The following is a 24,952-nucleotide window of genomic DNA, read 5'->3' on the forward strand; positions in this document are numbered from 1 at the left end:
GGTCCAGTGGGTCAACAAAGCCGTCTGTCATTGCTTCGACACCGGCTCTTGATCAGCATAGACAATCAGGTCGCCACATCCGTTAGCCTGGAGTTCTACACATGCATCCCCGCGTCCTTGAGGTCACCGAACGGCTTATCGCCCGCAGCCGCGCCACGCGTCAGGCTTACCTTGCATTGATTCGCGGTGCGGCCAGCGACGGTCCGATGCGCGGCAAGCTGCAATGCGCCAACTTCGCCCATGGCGTGGCCGGCTGCGGCAGCGGCGACAAGAACAGCTTGCGGATGATGAACGCTGCGAACATTGCAATTGTTTCGTCATATAACGACATGCTGTCGGCGCACCAGCCGTACGAAGTCTTTCCGGAACTGATCAAAAAAGCCCTGCGCGAAATCGGCTCGGTCGGCCAGTTCGCCGGCGGCACGCCGGCCATGTGCGATGGCGTGACCCAGGGCGAACCGGGCATGGAGCTGAGTCTGCCCAGTCGTGAAGTGATCGCGATGTCCACCGCCGTGGCGTTGTCCCACAACATGTTCGATGGCGCGCTGATGCTGGGCATCTGCGACAAGATCGTCCCGGGCCTGATGATGGGGGCGTTGCGCTTCGGTCATCTGCCGATGATCTTCGTACCGGGCGGGCCGATGGTGTCGGGTATTTCCAACAAGCAGAAAGCCGACGTGCGCCAGAAGTACGCCGAAGGCAAGGCGACCCGCGAAGAGCTGCTGGAATCGGAGATGAAGTCCTACCACAGCCCCGGCACCTGCACCTTCTACGGCACCGCCAACACCAACCAGTTGCTGATGGAAGTCATGGGCCTGCACTTGCCGGGCGCGTCCTTCGTCAACCCGAACACGCCGTTGCGCGATGCGCTGACCCGCGAGGCGGCCCATCAGGTGACGCGCCTGACCAAACAGAACGGCAGCTACATGCCGATCGGCGAAATCGTCGACGAGCGTTCGCTGGTCAACTCCATCGTCGCCCTGAATGCCACGGGCGGTTCGACCAACCACACCCTGCACATGCCGGCCATCGCCATGGCGGCCGGCATCCAGCTGACCTGGCAAGACATGGCGGACCTCTCCGAAGTGGTGCCGACCCTGAGCCACGTCTACCCGAACGGCAAGGCCGACATCAACCACTTCCAGGCCGCTGGCGGCATGTCGTTCCTGATCCGCGAACTGCTCGACGCGGGCCTGTTGCACGAAGACGTCAACACGGTGCTCGGCCATGGCTTGCGCCGCTACACCCAGGAGCCGTTCCTCGATAACGGCGAACTGGTGTGGCGCGAGGGCGTGACCGAGAGCCTCGATGAAACCATCCTGCGTCCGGTCGCCCGCGCGTTTTCCCCGGAAGGTGGCCTGCGGGTGATGGAAGGCAATCTCGGTCGCGGCGTGATGAAGGTGTCGGCGGTGGCGCTGGAAAACCAGATCGTCGAAGCGCCGGCCATGGTGTTCCAGGACCAGCAGGACCTGGCCGATGCGTTCAAGTCCGGGTTGCTGGAGAAGGATTTCGTCGCGGTGATGCGCTTCCAGGGCCCGCGTTCCAACGGCATGCCGGAGCTGCACAAGATGACGCCATTCCTGGGTGTGCTGCAGGATCGCGGTTTCAAAGTGGCACTGGTGACCGACGGGCGCATGTCCGGTGCGTCGGGGAAAATCCCGGCGGCCATTCACGTCAGCCCCGAAGCTTATGTGGGCGGCGCTTTGGCGCGGGTGCAAGAGGGCGATATCATCCGCGTCGATGGCGTCAAAGGCACCCTGGAACTCAAGGTGGACGCCGCAGAATTCGCAGCGCGCACGCCGGCCAAGGGCCTGTTGGATAACAACATCGGCACCGGTCGCGAGCTGTTCGGCTTCATGCGCATGGCCTTCAGCTCGGCGGAGCAGGGCGCCAGCGCCTTTACTTCTGCCCTGGAGACGCTTAATTGAAACTGGCCCTGGTCGGTGACATCGGTGGGACCAACGCACGGTTCGCGTTGTGGAAAAACCAGCAGCTGGAATCGGTCCGGGTGCTGGCAACGGCCGACCATGCCAGCCCCGAAGAGGCGATCAGCCTCTACCTGAGCGGGCTGGACCTGGCGCCGGGCTCGATCGGTTCGGTATGCCTGTCGGTGGCCGGCCCCGTCAGCGGCGACGAATTCAAATTCACCAACAACCACTGGCGTCTGAGCCGCAAGGGGTTCTGCCGGACCTTGCAGGTGGATCGGTTGCTGTTGGTCAACGATTTCTCGGCCATGGCCCTGGGCATGACCCGCTTGCAGCCGGGCGAGTTTCGCGTGGTCTGTGAAGGTACGCCGGAGCCGCTGCGCCCGGCGGTGGTGATCGGCCCGGGGACGGGGTTGGGCGTCGGCACGTTGCTCGATCTGGGTGACGGGCGTTTTGCCGCGCTGCCAGGGGAGGGCGGTCATGTCGACTTGCCCTTGAGTAGCCCACGGGAAACCCAGTTGTGGCAGCACATCTTCAATGAGATCGGCCATGTCAGTGCGGAAACGGCGTTGAGCGGCGGCGGCTTGCCGCGCGTCTATCGCGCGATCTGCGCAGTGGACGGCCACACGCCTGTGCTCGAAACACCGGAAGCCATTACCGCTGCCGGACTGGCCGGCGACCCGATTGCGGTGGAAGTGCTTGAGCAGTTCAGCTGCTGGCTCGGGCGCGTGGCAGGCAACAATGTGCTGACCACAGGGGCGCGCGGAGGCGTGTACATTGTTGGCGGGGTGATTCCGCGCTTTGCCGATTTCTTCCTGCAAAGCGGCTTCGCCCGCTGCTTTGCCGACAAGGGCTGCATGAGCGATTACTTCAAGGGGATTCCGGTGTGGCTGGTGACGGCGCCGTATTCGGGGTTGGTCGGTGCAGGTGTAGCGCTCGATCAGGCTTGAGACCGAGTCGTGCTCTTCGCGGGCAAGCCTCGCTCCTACAGGGTGCGGTGTTTTTGCGTCGGACATAAATCCTGTAGGAGCGAGGCTTGCCCGCGAAGGGGCAGGAACAGACAACATAGATCCCTGTTCGATAAGGCATAATCGGCCCCAATTCAAACAACAAGGACGCCGCCCGTGAGCTCAGTCAACAAGTCGATATTGTTGGTCGATGACGATCAAGAGATTCGCGAGTTGCTGGACACCTACCTGACCCGCGCCGGGTTCCAGGTGCGCACCACGCCCGATGGCGCCGGGTTTCGCCAGGCGCTGAACGATGCCCCCAGCGACCTGGTGATCCTTGATGTGATGCTGCCGGACGAGGACGGTTTCAGTCTGTGCCGCTGGATTCGCCAGCACCCGCGGCGAGGCCAGGTGCCGATCATCATGCTCACCGCCAGTTCCGACGAGGCCGACCGGGTCATTGGCCTGGAGCTGGGCGCCGACGATTACCTGGGCAAGCCTTTCAGCCCACGCGAATTGCAGGCGCGTATCAAGGCCCTGCTGCGCCGGGCGCAATTCGGCCAGGAGCGCTCCGGCAGTGAAGTGCTGACCTTCGATGACTGGCGACTGGACATGGTCAGCCACCGGCTGTTCCACATCGACGGCGAAGAGGTGATTCTGTCTGGCGCCGATTTCGCCCTGCTGAAACTGTTCCTCGATCACCCCCAGGAAATTCTTGACCGCGACACCATCGGCAACGCCACCCGTGGCCGTGACTTGATGCCGCTCGACCGCATCGTCGACATGGCGGTCAGTCGCTTGCGCCAGCGTTTGCGCGACACGGAAAAACCCCCACGGCTGATTCGCACCGTGCGGGGCAGTGGCTACCAATTGGCAGCCAATGTGATCGTCAGCAATGGTCACTGAATCGCTGCGCAAACTGGCCCGTCGTGTGCCGGTGCCGCGCTCGCTGCTGGGGCGCATGTTGCTGCTGACCCTGTTGGCGGTGCTGTTCGCCCAGGCACTGTCGAGCGTGATCTGGGTGTCGCAATTGCGCGCCAGCCAACTTGAGGGCCTGGTCACCAGTGCCCGCAGCCTTGCCCATTCGATGACCGCCAGCGTCAGTTACCTGCGCTCATTGCCCGTGGCCTACCGGCCGCTGGTGCTCGACCAGTTGCGCAGCATGGGCGGCACCCGGTTCGTGGTGACGCTCAACGACAAACCGCTGGGCATGGACGTGCTGCCGACCACACCGCGCAAGGCCGCGGTGATGAAAGCGGTGGATGAAGTGCTGCGTCAGTCGCTGGGGCAGGACACCGATATCTCGGTGTCCTTCGTCAGTCCCGATGATTTGCGGATCTTCAATGGCGGACTGAAACTCGATGAGTTGCCACGCTCCTGGGCGCATTTCGCGCTGACGCTGGAGCCGATCAACCCGCCGGTACTGGTCACCCAGATCCAGATGGCGCCGGGCGAATGGTTGTACATCGCCTCGCTGTTGCCCGAGCCCTACACCAGCCTTGAGGAGCAGGGACTTCCGGCGCAACAGGTGTGGTTCATCATTCTCACCAGCGGCTTTCTGCTGTTGTTCATTGGTGTGTTGGTGCATTGGCAGAGCCGGCCGCTCAAGCGCCTGGCGCGGGCGGCGCGGGAGCTGTCGCTGGGGGCCGATGTCGAACCGGTGGCCGAGGGCGGTGGCAGTGAAGTGGTCGAAGTGGGCCGTGCCTTCAATACCATGCGCGAACGCATCAGCCGCTACCTGACCGAGCGCAGCCAATTGTTCAGTGCGATTTCCCATGACTTGCGCACGCCCATCACCCGGCTGCGGCTGCGGGTCGAATTGCTTGAGGACGAACAACTGCAAGCCAAGTTCGGCCGCGATCTGGACGAACTGGAGCTGTTGGTCAAAGGCGCACTGCAATGTGTGAAAGACACCGACATCCATGAAAACATCGAGCAGGTCGATCTCAATCACGTGCTCGACTGCCTGGTGGAACCTTACCTGGCACCCCATGGCAACGGCCGCGTGACTCAGCAGGGACGGGCATTGGCGGCCTATCCGGGTAAACCGCTGGCGCTCAAGCGTTGCATCGGCAACCTGATCGACAATGCGCTGAAATATGGGCAGAACGCGCATTTGTACATCGATGACGACCAGAGCGCGTTTGTCCTGCACGTCGACGACGAAGGGCCGGGCGTACCCGAACAGCGCCTGGAGCAGGTGTTCGAACCGCACTTCCGGCTGGCCGGGCAGCAGCAGGGTTACGGTCTGGGCCTGGGCATCGCACGCAACATCGCCCATAGCCATGGCGGCGAGGTTAGCTTGCAGAACCTGCGCGAAGGCGGGTTGCGGGTGACGCTTCAGTTACCCCGCAGTGTGGATTAGTCAGACCGCGTTATCGTTCATCGCGAGCAGGCTCGCTCCCACAGGTTTTTGAGTCGACCACAACTTTTTTGAACACCGCCCATCACTGTGGGAGCGAGCCTGCTCGCGATGGCGCCGGAACATTCAACGCAAATGTCACAGCCTGGTGACATAACTCGCCCCCTTCGTTACAAGCCCGCCCAGGCCCGTTGTTTAGACTGCCCTTCAGTCATAACAACAAAAAAGGCCCCCCATGGATCACTTCCAACCCGCCTTCAGCAGTTGGCTGAACGCTCCTGCCCACCAGCAATGGCTCGCCGCCGAGGGCTTGCGCCTGCTGGCATTCGCCAGGGCGTCGAAACTGCCCGAAGGTTTCGGCAACCTTGATGAGCGCGGTCAGTTGCCTGTCGATGCGCAAGCCGAAACCATGAACACCGCGCGCATGACCCACAGCTTTGCCATGGCCCATATTCAGGGGCTGCCGGGATTTGCCGGGCTGGTGGATCACGGTGTCGAGGCCTTGCGCGGGCCGTTGCGCGATGCGCTGCACGGCGGCTGGTTCGCGGTCGCCGGGCATCGCGACGGCAACACCGGCAAGAACGCTTACCTGCATGCCTTCGTGGCACTGGCCGCCAGCTCGGCCGTGGTGGCAAAACGTCCCGGCGCGCAGGCCCTGCTCGACGATGCCATCGATATCATCGACAGGTATTTCTGGAGCGAGGAGGAGGGCGCCATGCGTGAATCCTTCGACCGCGACTTCAGTTGCGAAGAAGCCTATCGCGGCGCCAACAGCAACATGCACGCCACCGAAGCCTTCCTCGCCCTGGCCGATGTCACCGGTGATAACCGCTGGTTGTGCCGCGCGCAACGCATCGTCGAGCGGGTGATTCATGGCCATGCGGCGGCCAATGATTACCTCGTGATCGAACATTTCGACCGCAACTGGCAGCCGCTGCGCGAATACAACAGCGACCATCCCGCCGACGGTTTTCGGCCTTACGGCACCACACCGGGTCATGGCTTCGAGTGGGCGCGATTGCTGTTGCACCTGGAAGCATCACGGGGGCGGGCCGGGATGCTTACGCCGGGCTGGCTGGTCACCGATGCGCAAAAACTCTTCAGGCAAAACTGCCTGCATGGCTGGCAGGTCGATGGTGCACCGGGCCTTGTCTACACGCTCGACTGGGACAACCGCGCGGTGGTCCGCCATCGTCTGCACTGGACCCATTGCGAAGCCAGTGCCGCCGCCAGTGCCTTGCTCAAGCGCACTGGCGATGCGCAATACGAGGCCTGGTACCGACTATTCTGGGAATTCTGTGACAGTCATTTCATCGACCGATGCGATGGCAGCTGGCACCACGAACTCGACCCGGTGAATCGTCCGAGTGCTGACATCTGGTCCGGTAAACCCGACCTCTATCACGCCTGGCAAGCGCTGCTGATTCCGCGCCTGCCCCTGGCGCCGAGCATGGCCAGTGCGCTGGCAGCGTTGTCCCAGAGCGCTCCTGTGTAACCATGTGGTGACATTCGCACGTCCCTTCGTTACCTGAGAAGGGACGTGCCCTGTTTAAACTCCTATGCAGCGCAAGCACCAGACTTGCAATGCATAACAACAAGAAAGGTACTTCTAGATGAATGCGATTTCTCGCCTCGCTACTGTCATTTCTCTCGTCTCCCTGTCTGCACTCCCCCTGAGCGTCCTGGCCGCCGAATCCAAAGGTTCCGTGGAAGTCGTGCATTGGTGGACGTCCGGTGGTGAAAAGGCCGCGGTCGATGTGCTCAAGGCTCAAGTCGAAAAAGACGGCTTCACCTGGAAGGACGGCGCAGTTGCCGGTGGTGGCGGTTCCACGGCCATGACCGTGCTCAAGAGTCGCGCGGTGGCCGGCAACCCGCCGGGTGTTGCCCAGATCAAGGGGCCGGACATCCAGGAGTGGGGCAGCACCGGCCTGCTGAGCACCGACGCGCTGACTGAAGTGGCCAAGTCGGAAAACTGGGATGGTCTGCTGTCGAAGAAAGTCTCCGACACCGTCAAATACGAAGGCGATTACGTGGCCGTGCCGGTGAACATCCACCGCGTCAACTGGCTGTGGATCAACCCGGAAGTGTTCAAGAAGGCCGGCATCGACAAGGCGCCGACTACCCTCGAAGAATTCTATGCCGCCGGCGACAAGTTGAAGGCTGCAGGCTTCATCGCCCTTGCCCACGGTGGTCAGCCGTGGCAGGACAGTACCGTGTTCGAAGACGTGGTGTTGTCGGTCATGGGCGCCGATGGTTACAAGAAAGCCCTGGTGGACCTGGACCAGAAAACCCTCTCCGGCCCGGAGATGACCAAGGCTTTCACCGAGCTGAAAAAGATCACCACCTACATGGACCCCAACCGCGCCGGTCGTGACTGGAACATCGCGGCGGCCGATGTCATCAACGGCAAGGCCGGCATGCAGATGATGGGTGACTGGGCCAAGAGCGAGTGGACCGCGGCCAGGAAAGTCGCCGGCAAGGACTATCAGTGCGTGGCGTTCCCGGGCACCGAAAAAGCCTTCACCTACAACATCGACTCTTTGGCGGTGTTCAAGTTGAAAGCCGACCGCAAGGGTGACATCGCGGCCCAGCAAGACCTGGCCAAAGTCGCATTGGGCACCGACTTCCAGAAAGTCTTCAGCATGAACAAGGGGTCGATCCCGGTGCGCAACGACATGCTCAGTGAGATGGGCAAGCTCGGTTTCGATGAGTGCGCGCAGAAGTCGGCCACCGACTTCATCGCGGACGACAAGACCGGCGGCCTGCAACCGAGCATGGCGCACAACATGGCCACGTCCCTGGCCGTGCAAGGCGCGATCTTCGATGTGGTCACCAACTTCATGAACGACAAGGATGCCGACCCGGCCAAGGCCAGCGCCCAACTGGCGTCGGCGGTCAAGGCGGCGCAGTAACTCCTCGCATTGAGGGCCCCATCTGTGGGAGCGAGCCTGCTCGCGATGGCTGACTGACATTCAACATCAATGTCGACTGATGCACCGCTATCGCGAGCAGGCTCGCTCCCACAAGGGTGGCCCTCTGACCTTACCTCTTCACCTGGACTATCCCGATGAGCTCTGTCGCGATTTTCAGCAAAGCCTCGCCCTTCGATGCACTGCAACGCTGGTTACCCAAGCTGGTACTCGCGCCGAGCATGCTGATCGTGCTGGTGGGCTTCTACGGTTACATCATTTGGACGTTCATTCTGTCCTTCACCAATTCCAGCTTCATGCCGAGCTACAAGTGGGTCGGCCTGCAGCAATACATGCGCCTGCTGGACAACGACCGCTGGTGGGTCGCGAGCAAGAACCTGGCGGTATTCGGCGGCCTGTTCATCGCCATCAGCCTGGTGCTCGGCGTGTTGTTCGCCGTGTTGCTGGACCAGCGCATTCGCAAGGAAGGCTTCATCCGCACCGTTTACCTGTACCCGATGGCGCTGTCGATGATCGTCACCGGTACGGCGTGGAAATGGTTGCTCAACCCAGGCCTGGGTCTGGACAAGATGCTGCGTGACTGGGGTTGGGAAGGCTTTCGCCTGGACTGGCTGGTGGATCAGGATCGCGTGGTGTATTGCCTGGTGATCGCGGCCGTGTGGCAAGCCTCCGGGTTTGTGATGGCGATGTTCCTGGCCGGCCTGCGTGGTGTCGATCAATCGATCATCCGTGCCGCGCAGGTCGACGGGGCGAGCCTGCCGACCATCTACCTGAAGATCGTGCTGCCGAGCCTGCGTCCGGTGTTCTTCAGCGCCTTCATGATCCTGGCGCACATCGCGATCAAGAGCTTCGACCTGGTGGCGGCGATGACGGCCGGCGGTCCCGGCTACTCGTCCGACCTGCCGGCGATGTTCATGTACTCCTTCACCTTCAGCCGTGGCCAGATGGGCATCGGTTCGGCCAGCGCCATGCTGATGCTCGGCGCCGTACTGACCATCCTCGTGCCGTACCTGTACTCCGAATTGCGAGGCAAGCGCCATGACTAATCAATTCGGTAAGCCGAGGCTGAGTTTCAGCCGCGTGGCCATCTACGCAACGCTGTTGCTGGCCGCGGCGGTGTACCTGATCCCGCTGGTGGTGATGCTGCTGACCAGCTTCAAAACGCCGGAAGATATCCGCACCGGCAACCTGCTGAGCTGGCCGGCGGTGGTCGACGGCATCGGCTGGATCAAGGCCTGGGACGTGGTCGGCGGCTACTTCTGGAACTCGGTGAAAATCACCGTGCCGGCGGTGCTGATCTCCACGTTTATCGGTGCGATGAACGGCTACGTGCTGTCGATGTGGCGCTTCAAGGGTTCGCAACTGTTCTTCGGCCTGCTGCTGTTCGGCTGCTTCCTGCCGTTCCAGACCGTGCTGTTGCCGGCCTCGTTCACCCTCGGCAAGTTCGGCCTGGCCAACACCACCTCCGGGCTGGTGCTGGTGCATGTGGTCTATGGCCTGGCGTTCACCACGCTGTTCTTCCGCAACTACTACGTGAGTGTGCCGGATGCGCTGGTCAAGGCGGCGCGCCTGGATGGCGCGGGCTTCTTCACGATCTTCTGGAAGATCCTGCTGCCGATGTCGATCCCGATCGTGATGGTCTGCCTGATCTGGCAGTTCACCCAGATCTGGAATGACTTCCTGTTCGGCGTGGTCTTCGCCAGTGGCGATGCCCAGCCCGTCACCGTGGCCCTGAACAACCTGGTCAACACCAGCACCGGGGTCAAGGAATACAACGTTGATATGGCCGCCGCGATGATCGCCGGGCTGCCGACACTGCTGGTCTACATATTCGCTGGCAAGTATTTCCTGCGTGGGCTGACGTCCGGCGCGGTCAAGGGGTAGAAACATGGCAACTCTCGAATTACGCAACGTCAACAAGACCTATGGCGCCGGTTTGCCGGACACCCTGAAAAACATCGAGCTGAAGATCGATGACGGGGAATTTTTGATCCTTGTGGGGCCGTCCGGTTGCGGCAAGTCCACCTTGATGAACTGCATTGCCGGCCTTGAAAGCATCAGCGGCGGAGCGATCCTGGTTGATGGTGCCGACATCAGCGGCATGAGCCCCAAGGATCGCGACATCGCCATGGTGTTCCAGTCCTACGCGCTGTACCCGACCATGAGCGTGCGCGACAACATCGCCTTCGGCCTGAAGATCCGCAAAATGCCGACCGCCGAAATCGACGAGGAAGTCGCTCGCGTGGCCAAGTTGCTGCAGATCGAACACCTGCTCGGCCGCAAGCCCGGCCAACTTTCCGGTGGCCAGCAACAGCGTGTGGCGATGGGTCGGGCGCTGGCGCGGCGGCCGAAGATCTACCTGTTCGACGAACCGCTGTCCAACCTCGACGCCAAGCTGCGGGTCGAGATGCGCACCGAAATGAAACTGATGCACCAGCGTCTGAAAACCACCACGGTCTACGTGACCCACGACCAGATCGAAGCCATGACCCTGGGTGACAAAGTGGCGGTGATGAAGGACGGGATCATTCAACAGTTCGGCACGCCGAAGCAGATCTACAACGATCCGGCCAACCTGTTCGTGGCGAGCTTCATCGGCTCGCCGCCGATGAACTTCATCCCGTTGCGATTGCAGCGCAAGGACGGTCGTCTGCTGGCCTTGCTCGATAGCGGCCAGGCCCGTTGCGAGTTGCCACTGGGTATGCAGGACGCGGGCCTGGAAGACCGCGAAGTGATACTCGGCATTCGCCCGGAGCAGATCGTGCTGGCCAACGGCGAGGCCAACGGTTTGCCGACCATTCGCGCCGAAGTCCAGGTCACCGAACCGACCGGCCCCGACACCCTGGTCTTCGTCAACCTCAACGACACCAAGGTGTGCTGCCGCATGGCGCCCGATGTCGCACCGACGGTAGGCGAGACGCTGAACCTGCAATTCGATCCGGCCAAGGTGCTGCTGTTCGATGCCAAGAGCGGCGAACGCCTGGGGGCTGCCGGCCTGTCGCAAACCGAAACCCGAGCCGCCAACGTCACCCAATTCAAAGGCCGCTGAAGAACAACCTGTAGGAGCGAGCACGCTCGCGATGGACTTGAGAACACCGCGGGGTGTCAGGCTTCCAGCGTCATCGTTGACGTCCATCGCGAGCGTGCTCGCTCCTACAGGTCCGGGGGAATTCGCGATGCGCGGCCTGTCGCGTGTCGCAACCGATGTAACCGCGTTAAAGAAGAAAAGTTAATAACAATAAAACGAGGATGTAGGGATGAAGATGAAGAACAAGGCCCGGTTGATCTGCCAGGTGTCAGCGGCGGCAGCACTGGTTCTGGCCGGCAATGCGATGGCCGATGAAGCGTTCAGCTCCGACTCCAAATGGATGACGGGCGACTGGGGCGGCGAGCGTACCAAACTGATCGAGCAGGGCATCGACATCAAGATGGACTATGTCGGTGAAGTGGGCGGCAACCTGCATGGCGGCTTCAACGACGACAAGACCGCGCGTTACAGCGACCAGTTCGGCCTGGGCGCGGCGCTGGACCTGCAAAAACTGCTCGGCTGGGACAACACCCAGGCCAAGATCCAGCTCACCAACCGTAACGGTGAGAACATCTCCAACGACCGTATCGGCGACCCGCGTGCCGGCACCTTGAGCTCCTCTCAGGAAGTCTTCGGTCGCGGTCATATGGTCCGTCTGACGCAACTGTGGATTCAGCATCAGTTCTTCGACAACAAACTGGACGTCAAGGCCGGTTACTTCGGTGAAGGCGAAGACTTCAACACCTTCCCGTGCGATTTCCAGAACCTGGCGTTCTGTGGGTCCCAGGTGGGTAACTGGGCCACCAACATCTGGTACAACTGGCCGGTCAGCCAGGCGGCTATCCGCGTGAAGTACAACATCAATGACGAGCTCTACGCGCAGATCGGTGCGTACAACCAGAACACCTCGCAATTGGAGCACGGTAACGGCTTCAAGCTCAGCGGCAGTGGCACCAATGGCACCGTCCTGCCGGTCGAGCTGGTGTGGTCGCCGAAGGTCAACAACCTGCCGGGTGAATACCGTGTCGGTTACTACAAAAGCACCTCGCCTGCCGACGACGTTCTCGAGGACGACAACGGTCAGAATGCCGCGACCACAGGCAATCCTTATCGCGTCCACGACAGCAAGCACGGCTACTGGTTCGTCGCGCAGCAGCAACTCACCAGCCACAATGGCGATGCTTCGCGCGGCCTGAACATTGCGGCCAACGCGACTTTCCACGACAAGGACACCAACTTCATCGACAACTACCAGTCGTTGATGCTGGTGTACAAGGGGCCGTTCGATGCACGTCCCAAGGATGACGTCGGGATCGGTTTCGCGCGTATCCATGTCAACGATGACGTGAAGAAAAACGCCGAGCTGACCAACGCCGCCAATGGTGTCACCGAATACGAAGACCCGTTGTTCTCGCCGTTGCGCGAGACCGAGTACAACTACGAGCTCAACTACGGCTTCCACGTCACCAACTGGCTGACCGTGCGCCCGAACCTGCAATACATCACTCACCCGGGCGGTGTGGATGAAGTGGACAACGCGCTGGTGGCCGGCCTGAAAATTCAGTCGGTGTTCTGACGCGACTGCGATAAGCTCCTCCTCATGTGCGCATATTTGCGGGCAGCCAAGGCTGTCCGCTTTTTTTTGGGGGCGGCGCACCCCGGTGTCAGATGATTTTCAGGACCGTGGCACATGCTTGAGCATCCGCTACAACGCTTCTTCAAATCCTTGCGCGAACGTCCGGTGTTTGCGTGGGAGCGCTATCAGAAGCGCGACGTGTTGGTGATCGACCATCCGCTCTGTCAGGCGGTGTTCAGTCGCCAGGGCGCGCAGTTGCTGCACTTTCAACCCAAGGGGCAGAAGCCCTGGTTGTGGTGCGCGGCGAAATGGCCGCAAGTGGGGGCCATTCGCGGAGGGGTGCCGGTGTGCTGGCCGTGGTACGGGCGTCATCCGAGCGAAAACGCCTGGCCGTCCCATGGCTGGGCGCGGTTGCTCGATTGGAAACTGATCGACAGCAGCAGTGATGACGATGGCGTGCGTCTGCACTGGCAGCTTGAGCTATGTGACTGGCAAGTGGACCTGCACGCTCACCTGGGTGAACGCATGGATTTGCGCCTGAGTACCGAGCATCACGACGACCTGCCTTGCCAATTGAGTCAGGCTTTGCATGCCTACTGGCGTATTGGTGATGTCGGTGAGGTAGCGCTGTCTGGACTGGAAGGCGTGCAAGGCTACGACCATTTGAACCGCCAGGTTTGCCAGCAGGAAGGCGAGTTGCGTGTCGATGGTGGCTGCCAGCGGGTGTTCCAGCATGACGGGGAACTGCAGCTCAACGATCACGCCTGGCAGCGGGCGTTGTGCATCGATACCGGTGACACGGCCGACACGGTGGTCTGGCACCCGGGGTCGCGGCCATTGCTCGGTGTGAGCTGGAACGAGATATCGGAGTTCGTCTGCGTGGAAGCGGCGAGTGGCGGCACCGACAGTCTGTGCCTGGCGCCGGGGGAGCGGGCGCATTTGAGTTTGCAGGCGCGGGCGTCGGCCTAGGCCTGTGTTGTGACAACTGGCCTCATCGCTGGCAAGCCAGCTCCCACAGGTTTCAATGGCGGTCACAAATTTTGTGTACAACACGGACATTGTGGGAGCTGGCTTGCCAGCGATGGGGCCGGAACATTCAATACAGAGTCTCGGAACTCAGTTGAACTCATCACCCACCGGATACCGGCTGGCATTCAAGCTCTCTTTGATCTTGCGCAGATGCGGCTGGAAATCCACGCCCCGGCGCAAGGTCATGCCGGTGGCGAGCACGTCCAGCACGGTCAGCTGGATGATTCGCGACGTCATCGGCATATAGATGTCGGTGTCTTCCGGCAGCGGAATGTTCAGGCTCAAGGTGCTGGCCTTGGCCAGCGGCGAGTTTTCTGCGGTCAGGCCGAGCACCGATGCGCCGTTCTCCCTGGCGATGCGCGCCACTTCCACCAGTTCACGGGTGCGGCCGGTGTAGGAAATGATCACGAACAGCTCGCCGGTGTGCGCCACCGACGCAATCATGCGTTGCATCAATACGTCGGCATGGGCGGTCACGGCCAGGTTGAAGCGGAAGAACTTGTGCTGCGCATCCAGCGCCACCGGAGCGGAAGCACCGAGGCCGAAGAAGTGGATCTGCCGGGCCTGGATCAACAGGTCGACGGCGCGGCTGATCAGGTTCGGGTCCAGTGCCTGGCAAGCGCTGTCCAGCGAGGCAATGGCACTGCCGAAGATCTTCTGGGTATAGGCTTGCGGGTTGTCGTCGGCCTCGACCGCGCGGCTGACGTACGCCGCGCCGCTGGCCAGGCTCTGAGCCAGTTGCAGCTTGAGTTCGGGATAGCCGCTGACGCCGAACGAGCGGCAAAAACGGTTGACCGTCGGCTCGCTGACCGACGCGGCCTGGGCGAGGGCGGCGATGCTGAACCGGGTGGCCTGCTGTGGATTGAGCAGGATCACCTCGGCGACTTTGCGTTCCGCCTTGTTCAGCTCTTCAAGGCGATTCTGGATCTGCTCCAGTAAATTTCGCACGCGGTCCATAGGGATTTCCTTGATTCACCTGCGCCGATAAGCGCAAGGCTATGCAAAAAGGGGCCTTTGGTGAGGCCCGTAACGGTGGCCTATCCTACTGATGGCTCCGACCGACCACCACTCGGAATCTGTATTTTGAGAAAATGTTGTGTTTATTACTACATTTTTCCTTGAGTGATGCCTTGAAAAAAGGTATTTGTTACCTAACTTGATAAAAGAACAAACATCATGCTTTCGATTACGGTTGAACCGTGCACCTTTGCCTTGTTTGGCGCCCTTGGCGATCTGGCGCTGCGCAAGCTGTTTCCAGCCCTTTATCAGCTCGATGGCGCAGGTCTTCTGCATGAGGACACGCGAATCATCGCGCTGGCCCGTGAGCCGGGCAGCGAACAACAGCATCTGGCGTTTATCGCCGCCGAGCTGCGCCGCTACGTCGGGGCCAAAGAGCTGGACGAAGCCGTCGTCGAACGTTTTCTCGCGCGTTTGAGCTACCTGCATGTCGATTTCCTCCAGCCCGAAGACTATCTGGCCCTGGCGGAAAGGGCCGGTAGCGCGCAACGTGTGATCGCTTATTTCGCCACGCCGGCAGCGGTGTACGGCGCCATCTGCGAAAACCTGGCCAAGGTCGGGCTGGCGCAAAACACCCGTGTCGTGCTGGAGAAGCCCATCGGTTCGGACCTGGAGTCTTCGCGCAAGGTCAACGATGCCGTGGCGCAGTTCTTCCCGGAAAACCGCACCTATCGCATCGACCACTATCTGGGCAAGGAAACCGTCCAGAACCTGATCGCCCTTCGTTTTGCCAACAGCCTGTTCGAAACCCAGTGGAACCAGCACTACATCTCCCACGTGGAAATCACCGTGGCCGAGAAGGTCGGCATCGAAGGCCGCTGGGGTTACTTCGACAAGGCCGGTCAACTGCGCGACATGATCCAGAATCACCTGTTGCAGCTGCTTTGCCTGATCGCCATGGACCCGCCGGCCGACCTCTCCGCCGACAGCATTCGCGATGAGAAGGTCAAGGTCCTCAAGGCGCTGGCGCCGATCAGCCCGGAAGGCCTGACCACTCAAGTGGTGCGTGGCCAGTACATCGCCGGGCACAGCGAAGGCAAAGCGGTGCCGGGTTACCTGGAAGAACCCAACTCCAATACCCAGAGCGACACCGAAACCTTTGTCGCCCTGCGTGCGGACATCCGTAACTGGCGCTGGGCGGGCGTGCCGTTCTACCTGCGTACCGGCAAGCGCATGCCGCAGAAGCTGTCGCAGATCGTCATCCACTTCAAGGAACCGTCGCACTACATCTTCGCTCCCGAGCAGCGCCTGCAAATCAGCAACAAACTGATTATCCGCCTGCAGCCGGACGAAGGCATTTCCTTGCGTGTGATGACCAAGGACCAAGGCCTGGACAAGGGCATGCAGCTGCGCAGTGGTCCGTTGCAGCTGAATTTTTCCGACACCTGGCGCAGCGCACGGATTCCCGATGCCTACGAGCGGTTGTTGCTGGAAGTGATGCGCGGCAATCAGAACCTGTTTGTTCGCAAAGATGAAATCGAAGCCGCGTGGAAGTGGTGTGACCAGTTGATCGCTGGATGGAAAAAGTCCGGCGATGCGCCCAAGCCCTATGCGGCCGGGTCCTGGGGACCGATGAGCTCCATTGCTCTGATCACGCGGGACGGGAGGTCGTGGTATGGCGATATCTGATTTGAAACTGCCTCGTGGCGTCACTGCCCATGCGTTCAAGAGCCCGGCTCTGCTGGCTGAAAAGCTGGCATTGAACGTGGCCAGGCAACTGAGTGAGGCCATCGACGCCCAGGGGACCGCCACTCTGGTGGTTTCTGGCGGGCGCAGTCCGGTGGCGTTTTTCCAGCACCTGGCCAAGCAGGCTCTGGACTGGTCGAACGTGGTGATCAGCCTCGCGGACGAGCGCTGGGTGCCGGTGGAACACGCCGACAGCAATGCCGGTCTGCTCAAGCGTTATCTGCTGCAAGGGCCGGCAGCCAAGGCGCAGTTCCTGAGCCTGTACAGCGCGACAGCGAATCTTGAGCAAGCGGCCGACCAGGCCGACCGCCTGCTCGCCGAATTACCGGCGATCGACGTGCTGGTGCTGGGCATGGGCGACGATGGCCACACGGCGTCGCTGTTCCCCGGCAGCCCGAATCTTGCCCAGGCCCTGCAGGCCGACGGCAGCCGTCGTTGCTACCCGATGCTGGCACCGACCGTGCCACATCAGCGCCTGACCATGAGTCGTGCGCTGCTGGCTTCGGCCAGACATAAAGTTCTGTCGATTTCCGGTCAGTCCAAGCTGACCACCCTCGATACCGCACTGGCCGGTGACGACGTTACCGCATTGCCGATTCGCGCGTTTTTGCAACCCACGTTAGAGATTTACTGGTGCCCATGAGCCAAGGAACAGCCGCTATGACAAAACAATCCCCGACCGTTTCCATGGCGGACAAAGTTGCCCTGATCGACAGCCTCTGCGCCAAGGCGCGGATCCTGCCGGTGATCACCATCGCCCGCGAACAGGATGTCCTGCCACTGGCCGATGCCCTCGCAGCGGGTGGCCTGACTGCCCTGGAAGTGACCCTGCGTTCGCAATTCGGTCTCAAGGCCATCCAGATCCTGCGCGAACAGCGTCCGGAGCTGGTGACCGGTGCCGGTACCGTGCTCGATCGCCACATGCTGGCTGCCGCGGAAGCGGCGGGTTCGCAGTTCATCGTCACGCCGGGCATCACCCGCGACCTGCTGGAAGCCAGTGTCGCCAGCCCGATTCCGCTGTTGCCGGGCATCAGCAACGCCTCGGGCATCATGGAGGGCTATGGCCTGGGCTATCGCCGCTTCAAGCTGTTTCCGGCGGAAGTCAGTGGTGGCGTCGCCGCCATCAAGGCCCTGGGCGGACCGTTCGGCGAAGTGAAATTCTGCCCGACCGGTGGCGTGGGTCCGGCCAATATCAAGAGCTACATGGCATTGAAAAACGTCATGTGCGTGGGCGGTAGCTGGATGCTTGATCCGGAGTGGGTCAAGAACGGCGACTGGGCCCGCATTCAGGAATGCACCGCCGAGGCGTTGGCGCTGCTGGACTGATTGCTTCACCCGACACTTCGTTGTGTGTTCTACGGCTTTACGGTGCGCTTGGTCGGTGCACCGTTTTTTTTTGCCCGTAGAAACCTCGCTGTTCCTGTAGGAGCGAGCATGCTCGCGAAAGAACCTGAGAACACCGCGGGGCATCAGGTTTCCCGCGTTATCGTTGACGACCATCGCGAGCATGCTCGCTCCTACAGGGTCAGGTAGTGAATTCAGTTAGATGTGTGAGCGCCGTGATTAACTGCTGCATGTGTTCGGCAGTGGTGGTCAGTCCCGGCGTAATTCGGATGCACGGGCCGCACGCCGCGCCGGTGCGTACCACGGTGAACAGGTTGTAGTCCTTGAGCAGCCGTTCAACCATCGCCTGCTGATCGGCCTGCGCAGTAAAGCGCAGCGACGTGATGCCGCAATACAGTCGCGGGTCATCCGGGGTCAGCACCTCGACGCCGGGCAATTCCCGGGCGCTGCGCACCCACAGGTTACGCAAGTAATTGAGACGCGAGCCCTTGGCTGCCGCGCCACCCATGGCCCAGTGCTCTTCGAGCACCAGTGGCAGGGTCAGCAATGCCGGGATGTTGGGCGTGCTGTAGGGGGTGCGGGCACGTATGTCGTCGAACGGGAAATGCATTTCGCCCATGTCCGGGTCGATGTCCGCCAGGCGATCCGGGGCAATGTAGAGAAAGCCCAGGGTCAGCGGTGCGCCGATCCACTTGTGCAGGTTGTAGGCAGCGAAAGCGATACCCAGCTCATCGAGGTTGAACTCCAGCTGGCCCAGCGCATGGGCACCGTCGAGGATGACATCGATGCCGTGTTCGCTGGCGGCGGCTGCGATTGCCTGTACCGGCATGACCAGGCCGGTGCGATGGGTGACGTGGGTCAGGGCCATCAACTTGAGTCGCGGATAGCGGGCGAACGTTTCGCGATAGGTGGCCAGCAGGCTTTCGTAACTGGCAGGGTGCTGGTGCTGGATCTCGATGACTTCGACGCCGCGATGGCGCGCCAGCCAGCGCATCGCACCCTTGACGGTGTCGTATTCCAGATCGCAGATCAGCACCTGGTCGCCCGGTTGCAGGCGGTTGTAGTTGCGGATCAACGACTGCAAGCCATCCGAGGCGTTGCGGGTGAGGGCGATGGCTTCGGTGGGTACATCCATCAACCTGGCCACCTGCGCCTGGATCCTCATGCTGTCGCCCTGTTCGAAACGCTGGCGCACATGCACTGAATTGCCGCGATTGATCAGCTCGATGTTGCGCTGGTACTCCTCGACCACCGTGCGCGACATGCGCCCGAAGTATCCGTTTTCCAGGTTGATCGGGCCCGGTTGCAGGTCGTAGCGATCGGCAAAGGTCTGCCAGAAAGCTTCGTCTCGGGCGCGGCGGGTATTGTCGGGCATGGGCTACTCAATCAGGGGCAGGACACGTCAGTGTCGAGGGGCGGGTTTGCCGTGTTTGACGCGCAGGGGTTCGAGTAACTCCGACAAACCGTTGTGATCGATTTCATGCATCAGCGCCAGCAGGCCGCCCAATTCACCGTGGGGGAAACCCTCCCGGGCAAACCAGTTCAGGTAGGGGCCAGGCAAGTCTGCAATGATTCGGCCCTTGTATTTGCCGAAGGGCATTTGCCGGGTGATCAGCAGTTCAAGTTTTTCAGGGTTCATCGCTCAGTCGTCCTGTTTCGAACAGTCGGGAAAATACAGGCATTCTGCATGCAGGCCAAATGACAGATCATGCAAAAGAAACGGCCACAGATTTCACGAACCATTACAACCCCTTGAAAAACAACGAGTCATTCGGTGGTTTTTGGCTGGCATGCACGCTGCAACGACCCTGGCATCTTTCATCCACCGCAAGGAATTGAAAAATGACCGACATGAATAAAGAAGCGATCTCTGTACTCAATGACCTGATTGAAACCAGCAAGGACGGTCAGGAAGGGTTCAAGACGTGCGCTGAAGACATCAAACACCCTGAACTCAAAACCCTGTTCGTGCAACGGGCTGCCGGTTGCGCCACTGCTGCGGCCGAACTGCAGGCCGCAGTGCGCTCGATGGGCGGGGATCCGGAAACCTCAACCAGCGTCAGTGGCGACTTGCATCGTCGCTGGGTCGATGTGAAATCGATGTTCACCGGCAAGGACGAAGAGGCGGTGCTCAACGAAGCCGAGCGCGGTGAGGATCACGCGATGAAGGCCTATCGAGATGCCATGGAAAAAATCAACAAGCACAATCTGCTGGGCATTCGTGACATCGTCGAACGCCAGTACCACGGCGTGCAGCGCAATCACGATCAGGTAAAGGCCCTGCGTAACCAGGCACGGGCACGTTCGTAAATAAAGCTAAATGAACTGTGGGAGCGAGCCTGCTCGCGATAAAGGCTGACATTCAACATTGATGTTGACTGATCCACCACAATCGCGAGCAGGCTCGCTCCCACATTGGTTTTTGACTGGCCAATCAGCCGATGCTGATTTCCGGCAACTGCGTCAAAGTCACGCTTTGCTGTTTACGCGGCGCCAGGATTTCCGCTTCGCCGTCCACCACCAGTTCATCGCGCTGGTTGAAGACGCGCGTGGCGATGCGAACACGGAACTTCGGCAGTTTCTCCAGAATCTCCAGGCGCACGGTCAGGGTGTCGCCGATCTTCACGGGCTTCTGAAAACTCATTTGCTGACCGATGTAGATGGTGCCCGGCCCAGGCAACTCGCAGGCGACCGCGGCGCTGATCAGCGCACCGCTGAACATGCCGTGGGCAATGCGTTCCTTGAACATGGTGCCGGCGGCGTATTCGGCGTCCAGGTGCACCGGGTTGTGGTCGCCCGACATCGCGGCGAACAACTGGATATCACGCTCTTCGACCGTCTTGCTGAAACTGGCGGTCTGGCCGACTTCGAGGGCTTCGTAAGGGGTATTGGTAACCTGGGTCATCTGTCTCAATTCCTGTGACGAATTTGAAGAAAAAACTATTCGGCTCGATGGGGTCGAGGGTTGTTCAGTGTCTGGGCTATCCAGGCCAGCACATCGGCAGTCACTTCATCGCGATTGGTTTCATTGAACAGTTCGTGACGGGCCTGCGGGTAGATTTTCAATTGCAGGTTCCGGCTGCCGGCCCCGCGCAAGGCGCTGGCCAGATCTTTCAGACGCTTGCCCTCGCTCACCGGATCACATTCGCCGCCGATTACCAGCAACGGCAGGCCCGGGTCGATCTGGGCGAGATTGGACGCTTTGCTGATTTGCTGCAACCCACCAAGCAAATCGATCCACAATTGATTGGTGCAGCGGTAGCCACAGAGCGGGTCGTTGACGTACAGGTCCACCTGCGCCGGATCACGACTGAGCCAGTCGAATGAGGTGCGCGTTGGTTTGAATGACTTGTTGAAGGAACCGAATGAAAGCCATTCGATCAGTGCACTACGCCCCTTGGGGCCCTGGCGCAGGCGTTCGAGACGGGCAATCTGGCGGGCCGCACGATAAAGCGACACCGGCTGGAAATTCGAGCCGCTGAGAATGGCGCCTTGCAGGCTGGCGCTGTGATGCAGCAGATACCCCTGGGCGATGTAGCTGCCCATGCTGTGGCCCAGCAGCAGGATCGGCACGCCATGGTGTTTCTGGCCGATGTGCTGGTTGAGACACGCCAGGTCACCCACCACTTTGGCCCAGCCGTCCTTGTCGGCGAAATGGCCGAGTGTCCCGCTCTCGGCAGTTTTGCCATGGCCGCGCTGATCCGGCGCGCAAACGCCGTAGCCTTCGGCGCAGAGTTTTTCGGCCAGGTGCGCATAGCGGCCGCTGTGTTCTGCCATGCCGTGAGCCAGCAGGATCATGGCCTTGAGATTGCCATCGGGCAGCCACTGGTTGACGAAGAGACGGCTGTGGTCGCTGGTGGTCAGCCAGAACGTGTCATGGATCATGGCGCTTCCTGTTCGGATTTCCCTGTAGGAGCGAGCACGCTCGCGATGGACGTCAACGATAACGCTGGCTACCTGAAAGCCCGCGGCGCTTCGGATTACATCGCGAGCGTGCTCGCTCCTACAGGGTACGGGTTTTATGTGGATGCATTGTATAGCGCATCCGTCGTCGATCAGCCCGCGCCGCGGCAGCAAGATTCACGCGGTCAATGACACTTGTGCGCATATTTGCCTGATTCGCCATAGCTGCTAGTGTCCCTGAAGCTCCGCTTTTCGTTTTCTGTTTTTGAGGGAAAACAGGGACATGACACAAAAGCGGCCCCGGATAGGCTCAGGTAAAGAGGACAAGAACAATGCAACCTGATTTCTGGAATGACAAACGCCCGGCCGGCGTACCCCTGGACATTGATGTCGCCGAGTACAAGTCGGTTCTTGAGGTGTTCGAGCGTTCCTGCAAGAAGTTTGCTGACCGCCCGGCGTTCAGCAACATGGGTGTGACCCTGACCTATGCCGAACTGGAACGTCACAGCGCGGCGTTCGCCGGCTATCTGCAAGCCCACACCGACCTGGTGCCGGGGGATCGCATCGCGGTGCAGATGCCCAATGTCCTGCAATACCCGATTGCCGTGTTCGGCGCCCTGCGTGCCGGTCTGATCGTGGTCAATACCAACCCGCTGTACACCGCGCGGGAGATGCGTCACCAGTTCAAGGATTCCGGCGCCCGCGCATTGGTGTACCTGAACATGTTCGGGCAGAAGGTCCAGGAAGTGCTGCCCGACACCGACATCCAGTACCTGATCGAAGCGAAGATGGGCGACCTGATGCCTGCGGCCAAGGGCTGGCTGGTCAACACGCTGGTGAGCAAGGTCAAGAAAATGATCCCGGCCTATTCCTTGCCCCAGGCCATTTCCTTCAGAAGCGCGCTGCACCAGGGGCGAGGCCGGAGCATCAAGCCGCTGAAAGTCGGCCTCAAGGACATCGCCGTCCTGCAATACACCGGCGGCACCACCGGCCTGGCCAAGGGCGCGATGCTGACCCATGGCAACCTGGTAGCCAACATGCAGCAGGCTCGGGCCTGCCTCAGTCAGTTCGCCAGCGACGGCCAACCGCTGCTGCGTGAAGGCCAGGAGGTGATGATCGCGCCGCTGCCGCTGTACCACATCTATGCATTCACGGCCAATTGCATGTGCATGATGGTGACCGGCAACCACAACATACTGATCACCAACCCGAGGGACATCGGCGCTTTCATCAAGGAACTGAAGAACTGGCGGTTCTCGGCGTTGCTGGGGCTCAACACCTTGTTTGTCGCGCTGATGGACCATCCGGACTTCAAGACCCTGGACTTTTCCAGCCTCAAGCTCACCAACTCCGGCGGTACGGCGCTGGTCAAGGCCACGGCTGAACGTTGGGAGCAGTTGACCGGTTGCCGCATCACTGAGGGCTATGGCCTGACCGAAACTTCGCCGGTGGCCTGCACCAACCCCTACGGCGATCAGTCGCGCATCGGCACGGTCGGCCTGCCGGTGCCGGGCACCGCGCTGAAAGTCATCGACGATCAAGGCGTCGAGCAACCGCTGGGCGAGCGTGGCGAACTGTGCATCAAGGGCCCGCAGATCATGAAGGGCTACTGGCAGAAACCCGATGCGACCAACGAGGTGCTGGACGGCGAGGGCTGGTTCAAGTCCGGTGATATTGCCGTGATCGATCCCGACGGGTTCGTGCGCATCGTCGACCGCAAGAAAGACATGATCATCGTCTCGGGTTTCAACGTGTACCCCAACGAGATCGAGGATGTAGTCATGGCCCACCCGAAAGTCGCCAACTGCGCCGTCATCGGTGTGCCGGACGAGCGTTCGGGCGAGGCGGTGAAGCTGTTCGTGGTCGCCCGTGAAGCCGGGGTCAGCCTCGAAGAACTGAAGGCGTATTGCAAAGAGAATTTCACCGCCTACAAAGTGCCCAAGCACATTGTGCTGCGAGAGTCGTTGCCGATGACGCCGGTAGGCAAGATTCTACGGCGGGAGTTGCGCGATATCGCCTGATCGGTGAATGACCGCGCTTCGCGCGAATCGCGAGCAGGCTCGCTCCCACAGGGTTCTGCCTGATCCTGTGGGAGCGAGCCTGCTCGCGATTTTTTTTGTGGAAGCCCCGAATTACGTGGCTTTCAGCGACATATAGGTTATTTGCTCTAAAATGACCAGTTGTCATTCTTGAGTCACAAAAGTGACTGATCAGGCCGATTTTGGCTCTAGTCGACCCTTGGCAAAGCTGCTACTCTCGGCGCGCTTTGTGACTTCTCGGCCTTATGAAAAAGCCAGTCACCTATCATCAAACACCAATAATAATCGCATCAAATGCGGTGCTGAATTCGCGTTGCTGAGGAGTGGGCTTCCATGAACGAAGACTTTTGGAAGGATAAGTACCCCGCTGGAATTGCTGCTGACATCAATCCAGATGAGTACCCGAATATTCAGGCAGTGTTGAAACAATCCTGCCAGCGCTTCGCCAACAAACCGGCATTCAGCAACCTGGGCAAGACAATCACCTACGGTGAGCTGTACGAATTGTCCGGGGCTTTTGCTGCATACCTGCAACAGCATACCGATTTGCAGCCGGGCGATCGAATTGCCGTGCAATTGCCCAACGTGTTGCAGTACCCGGTTGCCGTGTTCGGTGCCATTCGCGCCGGGTTGATCGTGGTCAACACCAACCCGCTGTACACCGCACGGGAAATGGAACACCAGTTCAACGACTCCGGTGCCAAAGCCCTGGTCTGCCTGGCCAACATGGCGCACCTGGCCGAAACCGTGGTGCCCAAGACCGGCGTCAAGCATGTGATCGTCACCGAAGTGGCCGACTTGCTGCCACCGCTCAAGCGTCTGCTGATCAACAGCGTGATCAAGTACGTGAAGAAGATGGTGCCGGCGTATCACCTGCCCAAAGCCGTCAAGTTCAATGACGTGCTGAGCAAGGGCCATGGCCAGCCAGTGACCGAAGCCAACCCGGCCAGCAGCGATGTCGCAGTGCTGCAATACACCGGCGGCACCACAGGCGTGGCCAAGGGCGCGATGCTGACCCATCGCAACCTGGTGGCGAACATGTTGCAGTGCAAGGCGCTGATGGGCTCCAACCTCAATGAAGGTTGCGAGATCCTGGTCACGCCGCTGCCGCTTTACCACATCTATGCCTTCACCTTTCATTGCATGGCGATGATGCTGTTCGG

Annotated in this window: 22 protein-coding genes; 17 read left to right on the forward strand and 5 right to left on the reverse strand. The window is 60.6% G+C overall.

Annotation, left to right across the window (positions count from 1 at the left end):
- Positions 1–101: 101 nt before the first annotated feature.
- The 11 genes from edd (at position 102) to ACQKP2_RS19380 (ending at position 13,740) form a co-directional block, all read left to right on the forward strand.
- The gene (gene edd, locus ACQKP2_RS19330) at positions 102–1,928 is read left to right on the forward strand and encodes a phosphogluconate dehydratase (protein WP_427578674.1); all 1,827 of its coding nucleotides are present in this window, start codon (positions 102–104) and stop codon (positions 1,926–1,928) included.
- A complete protein-coding gene (locus tag ACQKP2_RS19335; RefSeq protein WP_427578676.1) occupies positions 1,925–2,875 on the forward strand; it encodes a glucokinase in 951 nt (316 codons plus the stop codon). Before edd ends, ACQKP2_RS19335 begins: the two co-directional genes overlap by 4 nt.
- Positions 2,876–3,049: 174 nt before the next feature.
- Positions 3,050–3,781 (forward strand): response regulator, encoded by a 732-nt coding sequence (locus ACQKP2_RS19340; RefSeq protein ID WP_427578678.1) that lies wholly within the window; start codon positions 3,050–3,052, stop codon positions 3,779–3,781.
- Positions 3,771–5,240 (forward strand): ATP-binding protein, encoded by a 1,470-nt coding sequence (locus tag ACQKP2_RS19345; RefSeq protein ID WP_427578679.1) that lies wholly within the window; start codon positions 3,771–3,773, stop codon positions 5,238–5,240. The genes ACQKP2_RS19340 and ACQKP2_RS19345 overlap by 11 nt, the downstream gene beginning before the upstream one ends.
- 232 nt (positions 5,241–5,472) lie before the next feature.
- Positions 5,473–6,732: an AGE family epimerase/isomerase gene (locus ACQKP2_RS19350; protein WP_427578680.1), complete on the forward strand. Its 1,260-nt coding sequence runs from the start codon at positions 5,473–5,475 to the stop codon at positions 6,730–6,732.
- Positions 6,733–6,850: 118 nt separating this feature from the next.
- Positions 6,851–8,149, forward strand: coding sequence for an ABC transporter substrate-binding protein (locus tag ACQKP2_RS19355; protein WP_427578681.1), 1,299 nt, complete (start codon positions 6,851–6,853; stop codon positions 8,147–8,149).
- Between the two features lie 155 nt (positions 8,150–8,304).
- Positions 8,305–9,213: a carbohydrate ABC transporter permease gene (locus ACQKP2_RS19360; protein WP_427578682.1), complete on the forward strand. Its 909-nt coding sequence runs from the start codon at positions 8,305–8,307 to the stop codon at positions 9,211–9,213.
- Positions 9,206–10,051 carry a carbohydrate ABC transporter permease gene (locus ACQKP2_RS19365; RefSeq protein ID WP_427578683.1) on the forward strand — a complete coding sequence of 282 codons (846 nt, stop codon included), beginning with the start codon at positions 9,206–9,208 and terminating at the stop codon, positions 10,049–10,051. Before ACQKP2_RS19360 ends, ACQKP2_RS19365 begins: the two co-directional genes overlap by 8 nt.
- A gap of 4 nt (positions 10,052–10,055) precedes the next feature.
- Positions 10,056–11,216 carry an ABC transporter ATP-binding protein gene (locus ACQKP2_RS19370; protein WP_427578684.1) on the forward strand — a complete coding sequence of 387 codons (1,161 nt, stop codon included), beginning with the start codon at positions 10,056–10,058 and terminating at the stop codon, positions 11,214–11,216.
- A gap of 208 nt (positions 11,217–11,424) precedes the next feature.
- Positions 11,425–12,771 carry a carbohydrate porin gene (locus ACQKP2_RS19375; protein WP_427578685.1) on the forward strand — a complete coding sequence of 449 codons (1,347 nt, stop codon included), beginning with the start codon at positions 11,425–11,427 and terminating at the stop codon, positions 12,769–12,771.
- Between the two features lie 114 nt (positions 12,772–12,885).
- Positions 12,886–13,740: a D-hexose-6-phosphate mutarotase gene (locus ACQKP2_RS19380; protein WP_427578686.1), complete on the forward strand. Its 855-nt coding sequence runs from the start codon at positions 12,886–12,888 to the stop codon at positions 13,738–13,740.
- Between the two features lie 147 nt (positions 13,741–13,887).
- On the opposite strand, the gene ACQKP2_RS19385 is transcribed toward ACQKP2_RS19380, so the two are convergent.
- The gene (locus ACQKP2_RS19385) at positions 13,888–14,748 is read right to left on the reverse strand and encodes a MurR/RpiR family transcriptional regulator (RefSeq protein ID WP_175379671.1); all 861 of its coding nucleotides are present in this window, start codon (positions 14,746–14,748) and stop codon (positions 13,888–13,890) included.
- Positions 14,749–14,976: 228 nt separating this feature from the next.
- On the opposite strand from ACQKP2_RS19385, the gene zwf reads away from it, so the two are divergent.
- From zwf to ACQKP2_RS19400, 3 genes are read left to right on the forward strand one after another with little or no spacing between them, the layout of a single operon-like run.
- On the forward strand, positions 14,977–16,446 hold the full coding sequence (gene zwf, locus ACQKP2_RS19390) for a glucose-6-phosphate dehydrogenase (RefSeq protein WP_427578687.1): 1,470 nt from the start codon (positions 14,977–14,979) through the stop codon (positions 16,444–16,446).
- On the forward strand, positions 16,433–17,146 hold the full coding sequence (pgl, locus tag ACQKP2_RS19395; RefSeq protein ID WP_427578688.1) for a 6-phosphogluconolactonase: 714 nt from the start codon (positions 16,433–16,435) through the stop codon (positions 17,144–17,146). The genes zwf and pgl overlap by 14 nt, the downstream gene beginning before the upstream one ends.
- Positions 17,147–17,163: 17 nt before the next feature.
- Positions 17,164–17,829, forward strand: coding sequence for a bifunctional 4-hydroxy-2-oxoglutarate aldolase/2-dehydro-3-deoxy-phosphogluconate aldolase (locus ACQKP2_RS19400; protein ID WP_427578690.1), 666 nt, complete (start codon positions 17,164–17,166; stop codon positions 17,827–17,829).
- Between the two features lie 199 nt (positions 17,830–18,028).
- Here the strand turns inward: ACQKP2_RS19400 and ACQKP2_RS19405 are convergent, their stop codons facing one another.
- Both ACQKP2_RS19405 and ACQKP2_RS19410 read right to left on the reverse strand, forming a co-directional pair.
- Positions 18,029–19,222: an aminotransferase class V-fold PLP-dependent enzyme gene (locus ACQKP2_RS19405; RefSeq protein ID WP_427578691.1), complete on the reverse strand. Its 1,194-nt coding sequence runs from the start codon at positions 19,220–19,222 to the stop codon at positions 18,029–18,031.
- A gap of 27 nt (positions 19,223–19,249) precedes the next feature.
- The gene (locus ACQKP2_RS19410) at positions 19,250–19,486 is read right to left on the reverse strand and encodes a DUF3820 family protein (RefSeq protein WP_427578692.1); all 237 of its coding nucleotides are present in this window, start codon (positions 19,484–19,486) and stop codon (positions 19,250–19,252) included.
- A 203-nt stretch (positions 19,487–19,689) separates the two neighbouring features.
- Between ACQKP2_RS19410 and ACQKP2_RS19415 the strand changes: the two genes are divergently transcribed.
- On the forward strand, positions 19,690–20,157 hold the full coding sequence (locus tag ACQKP2_RS19415; RefSeq protein ID WP_427578693.1) for a PA2169 family four-helix-bundle protein: 468 nt from the start codon (positions 19,690–19,692) through the stop codon (positions 20,155–20,157).
- 124 nt (positions 20,158–20,281) lie between these two features.
- Here the strand turns inward: ACQKP2_RS19415 and ACQKP2_RS19420 are convergent, their stop codons facing one another.
- Both ACQKP2_RS19420 and ACQKP2_RS19425 read right to left on the reverse strand, forming a co-directional pair.
- Positions 20,282–20,752 (reverse strand): MaoC family dehydratase, encoded by a 471-nt coding sequence (locus ACQKP2_RS19420; RefSeq protein ID WP_427578695.1) that lies wholly within the window; start codon positions 20,750–20,752, stop codon positions 20,282–20,284.
- A gap of 35 nt (positions 20,753–20,787) precedes the next feature.
- Entirely contained in the window at positions 20,788–21,732 is a 945-nt protein-coding gene (locus ACQKP2_RS19425) for a lysophospholipase (protein ID WP_427578696.1), read from the reverse strand.
- A 350-nt stretch (positions 21,733–22,082) separates the two neighbouring features.
- On the opposite strand from ACQKP2_RS19425, the gene fadD2 reads away from it, so the two are divergent.
- Both fadD2 and ACQKP2_RS19435 read left to right on the forward strand, forming a co-directional pair.
- Complete coding sequence (gene fadD2, locus ACQKP2_RS19430) at positions 22,083–23,771, forward strand: long-chain-fatty-acid--CoA ligase FadD2 (RefSeq protein WP_427578698.1); 1,689 nt, start codon at positions 22,083–22,085, stop codon at positions 23,769–23,771.
- A gap of 351 nt (positions 23,772–24,122) precedes the next feature.
- On the forward strand, positions 24,123–24,952 hold an 830-nt coding region (locus ACQKP2_RS19435; RefSeq protein WP_427578700.1), incomplete at its 3' end, for an AMP-binding protein.

The organism is Pseudomonas sp. NPDC089569 (assembly GCF_050280625.1).
GTDB lineage: Bacteria > Pseudomonadota > Gammaproteobacteria > Pseudomonadales > Pseudomonadaceae > Aquipseudomonas.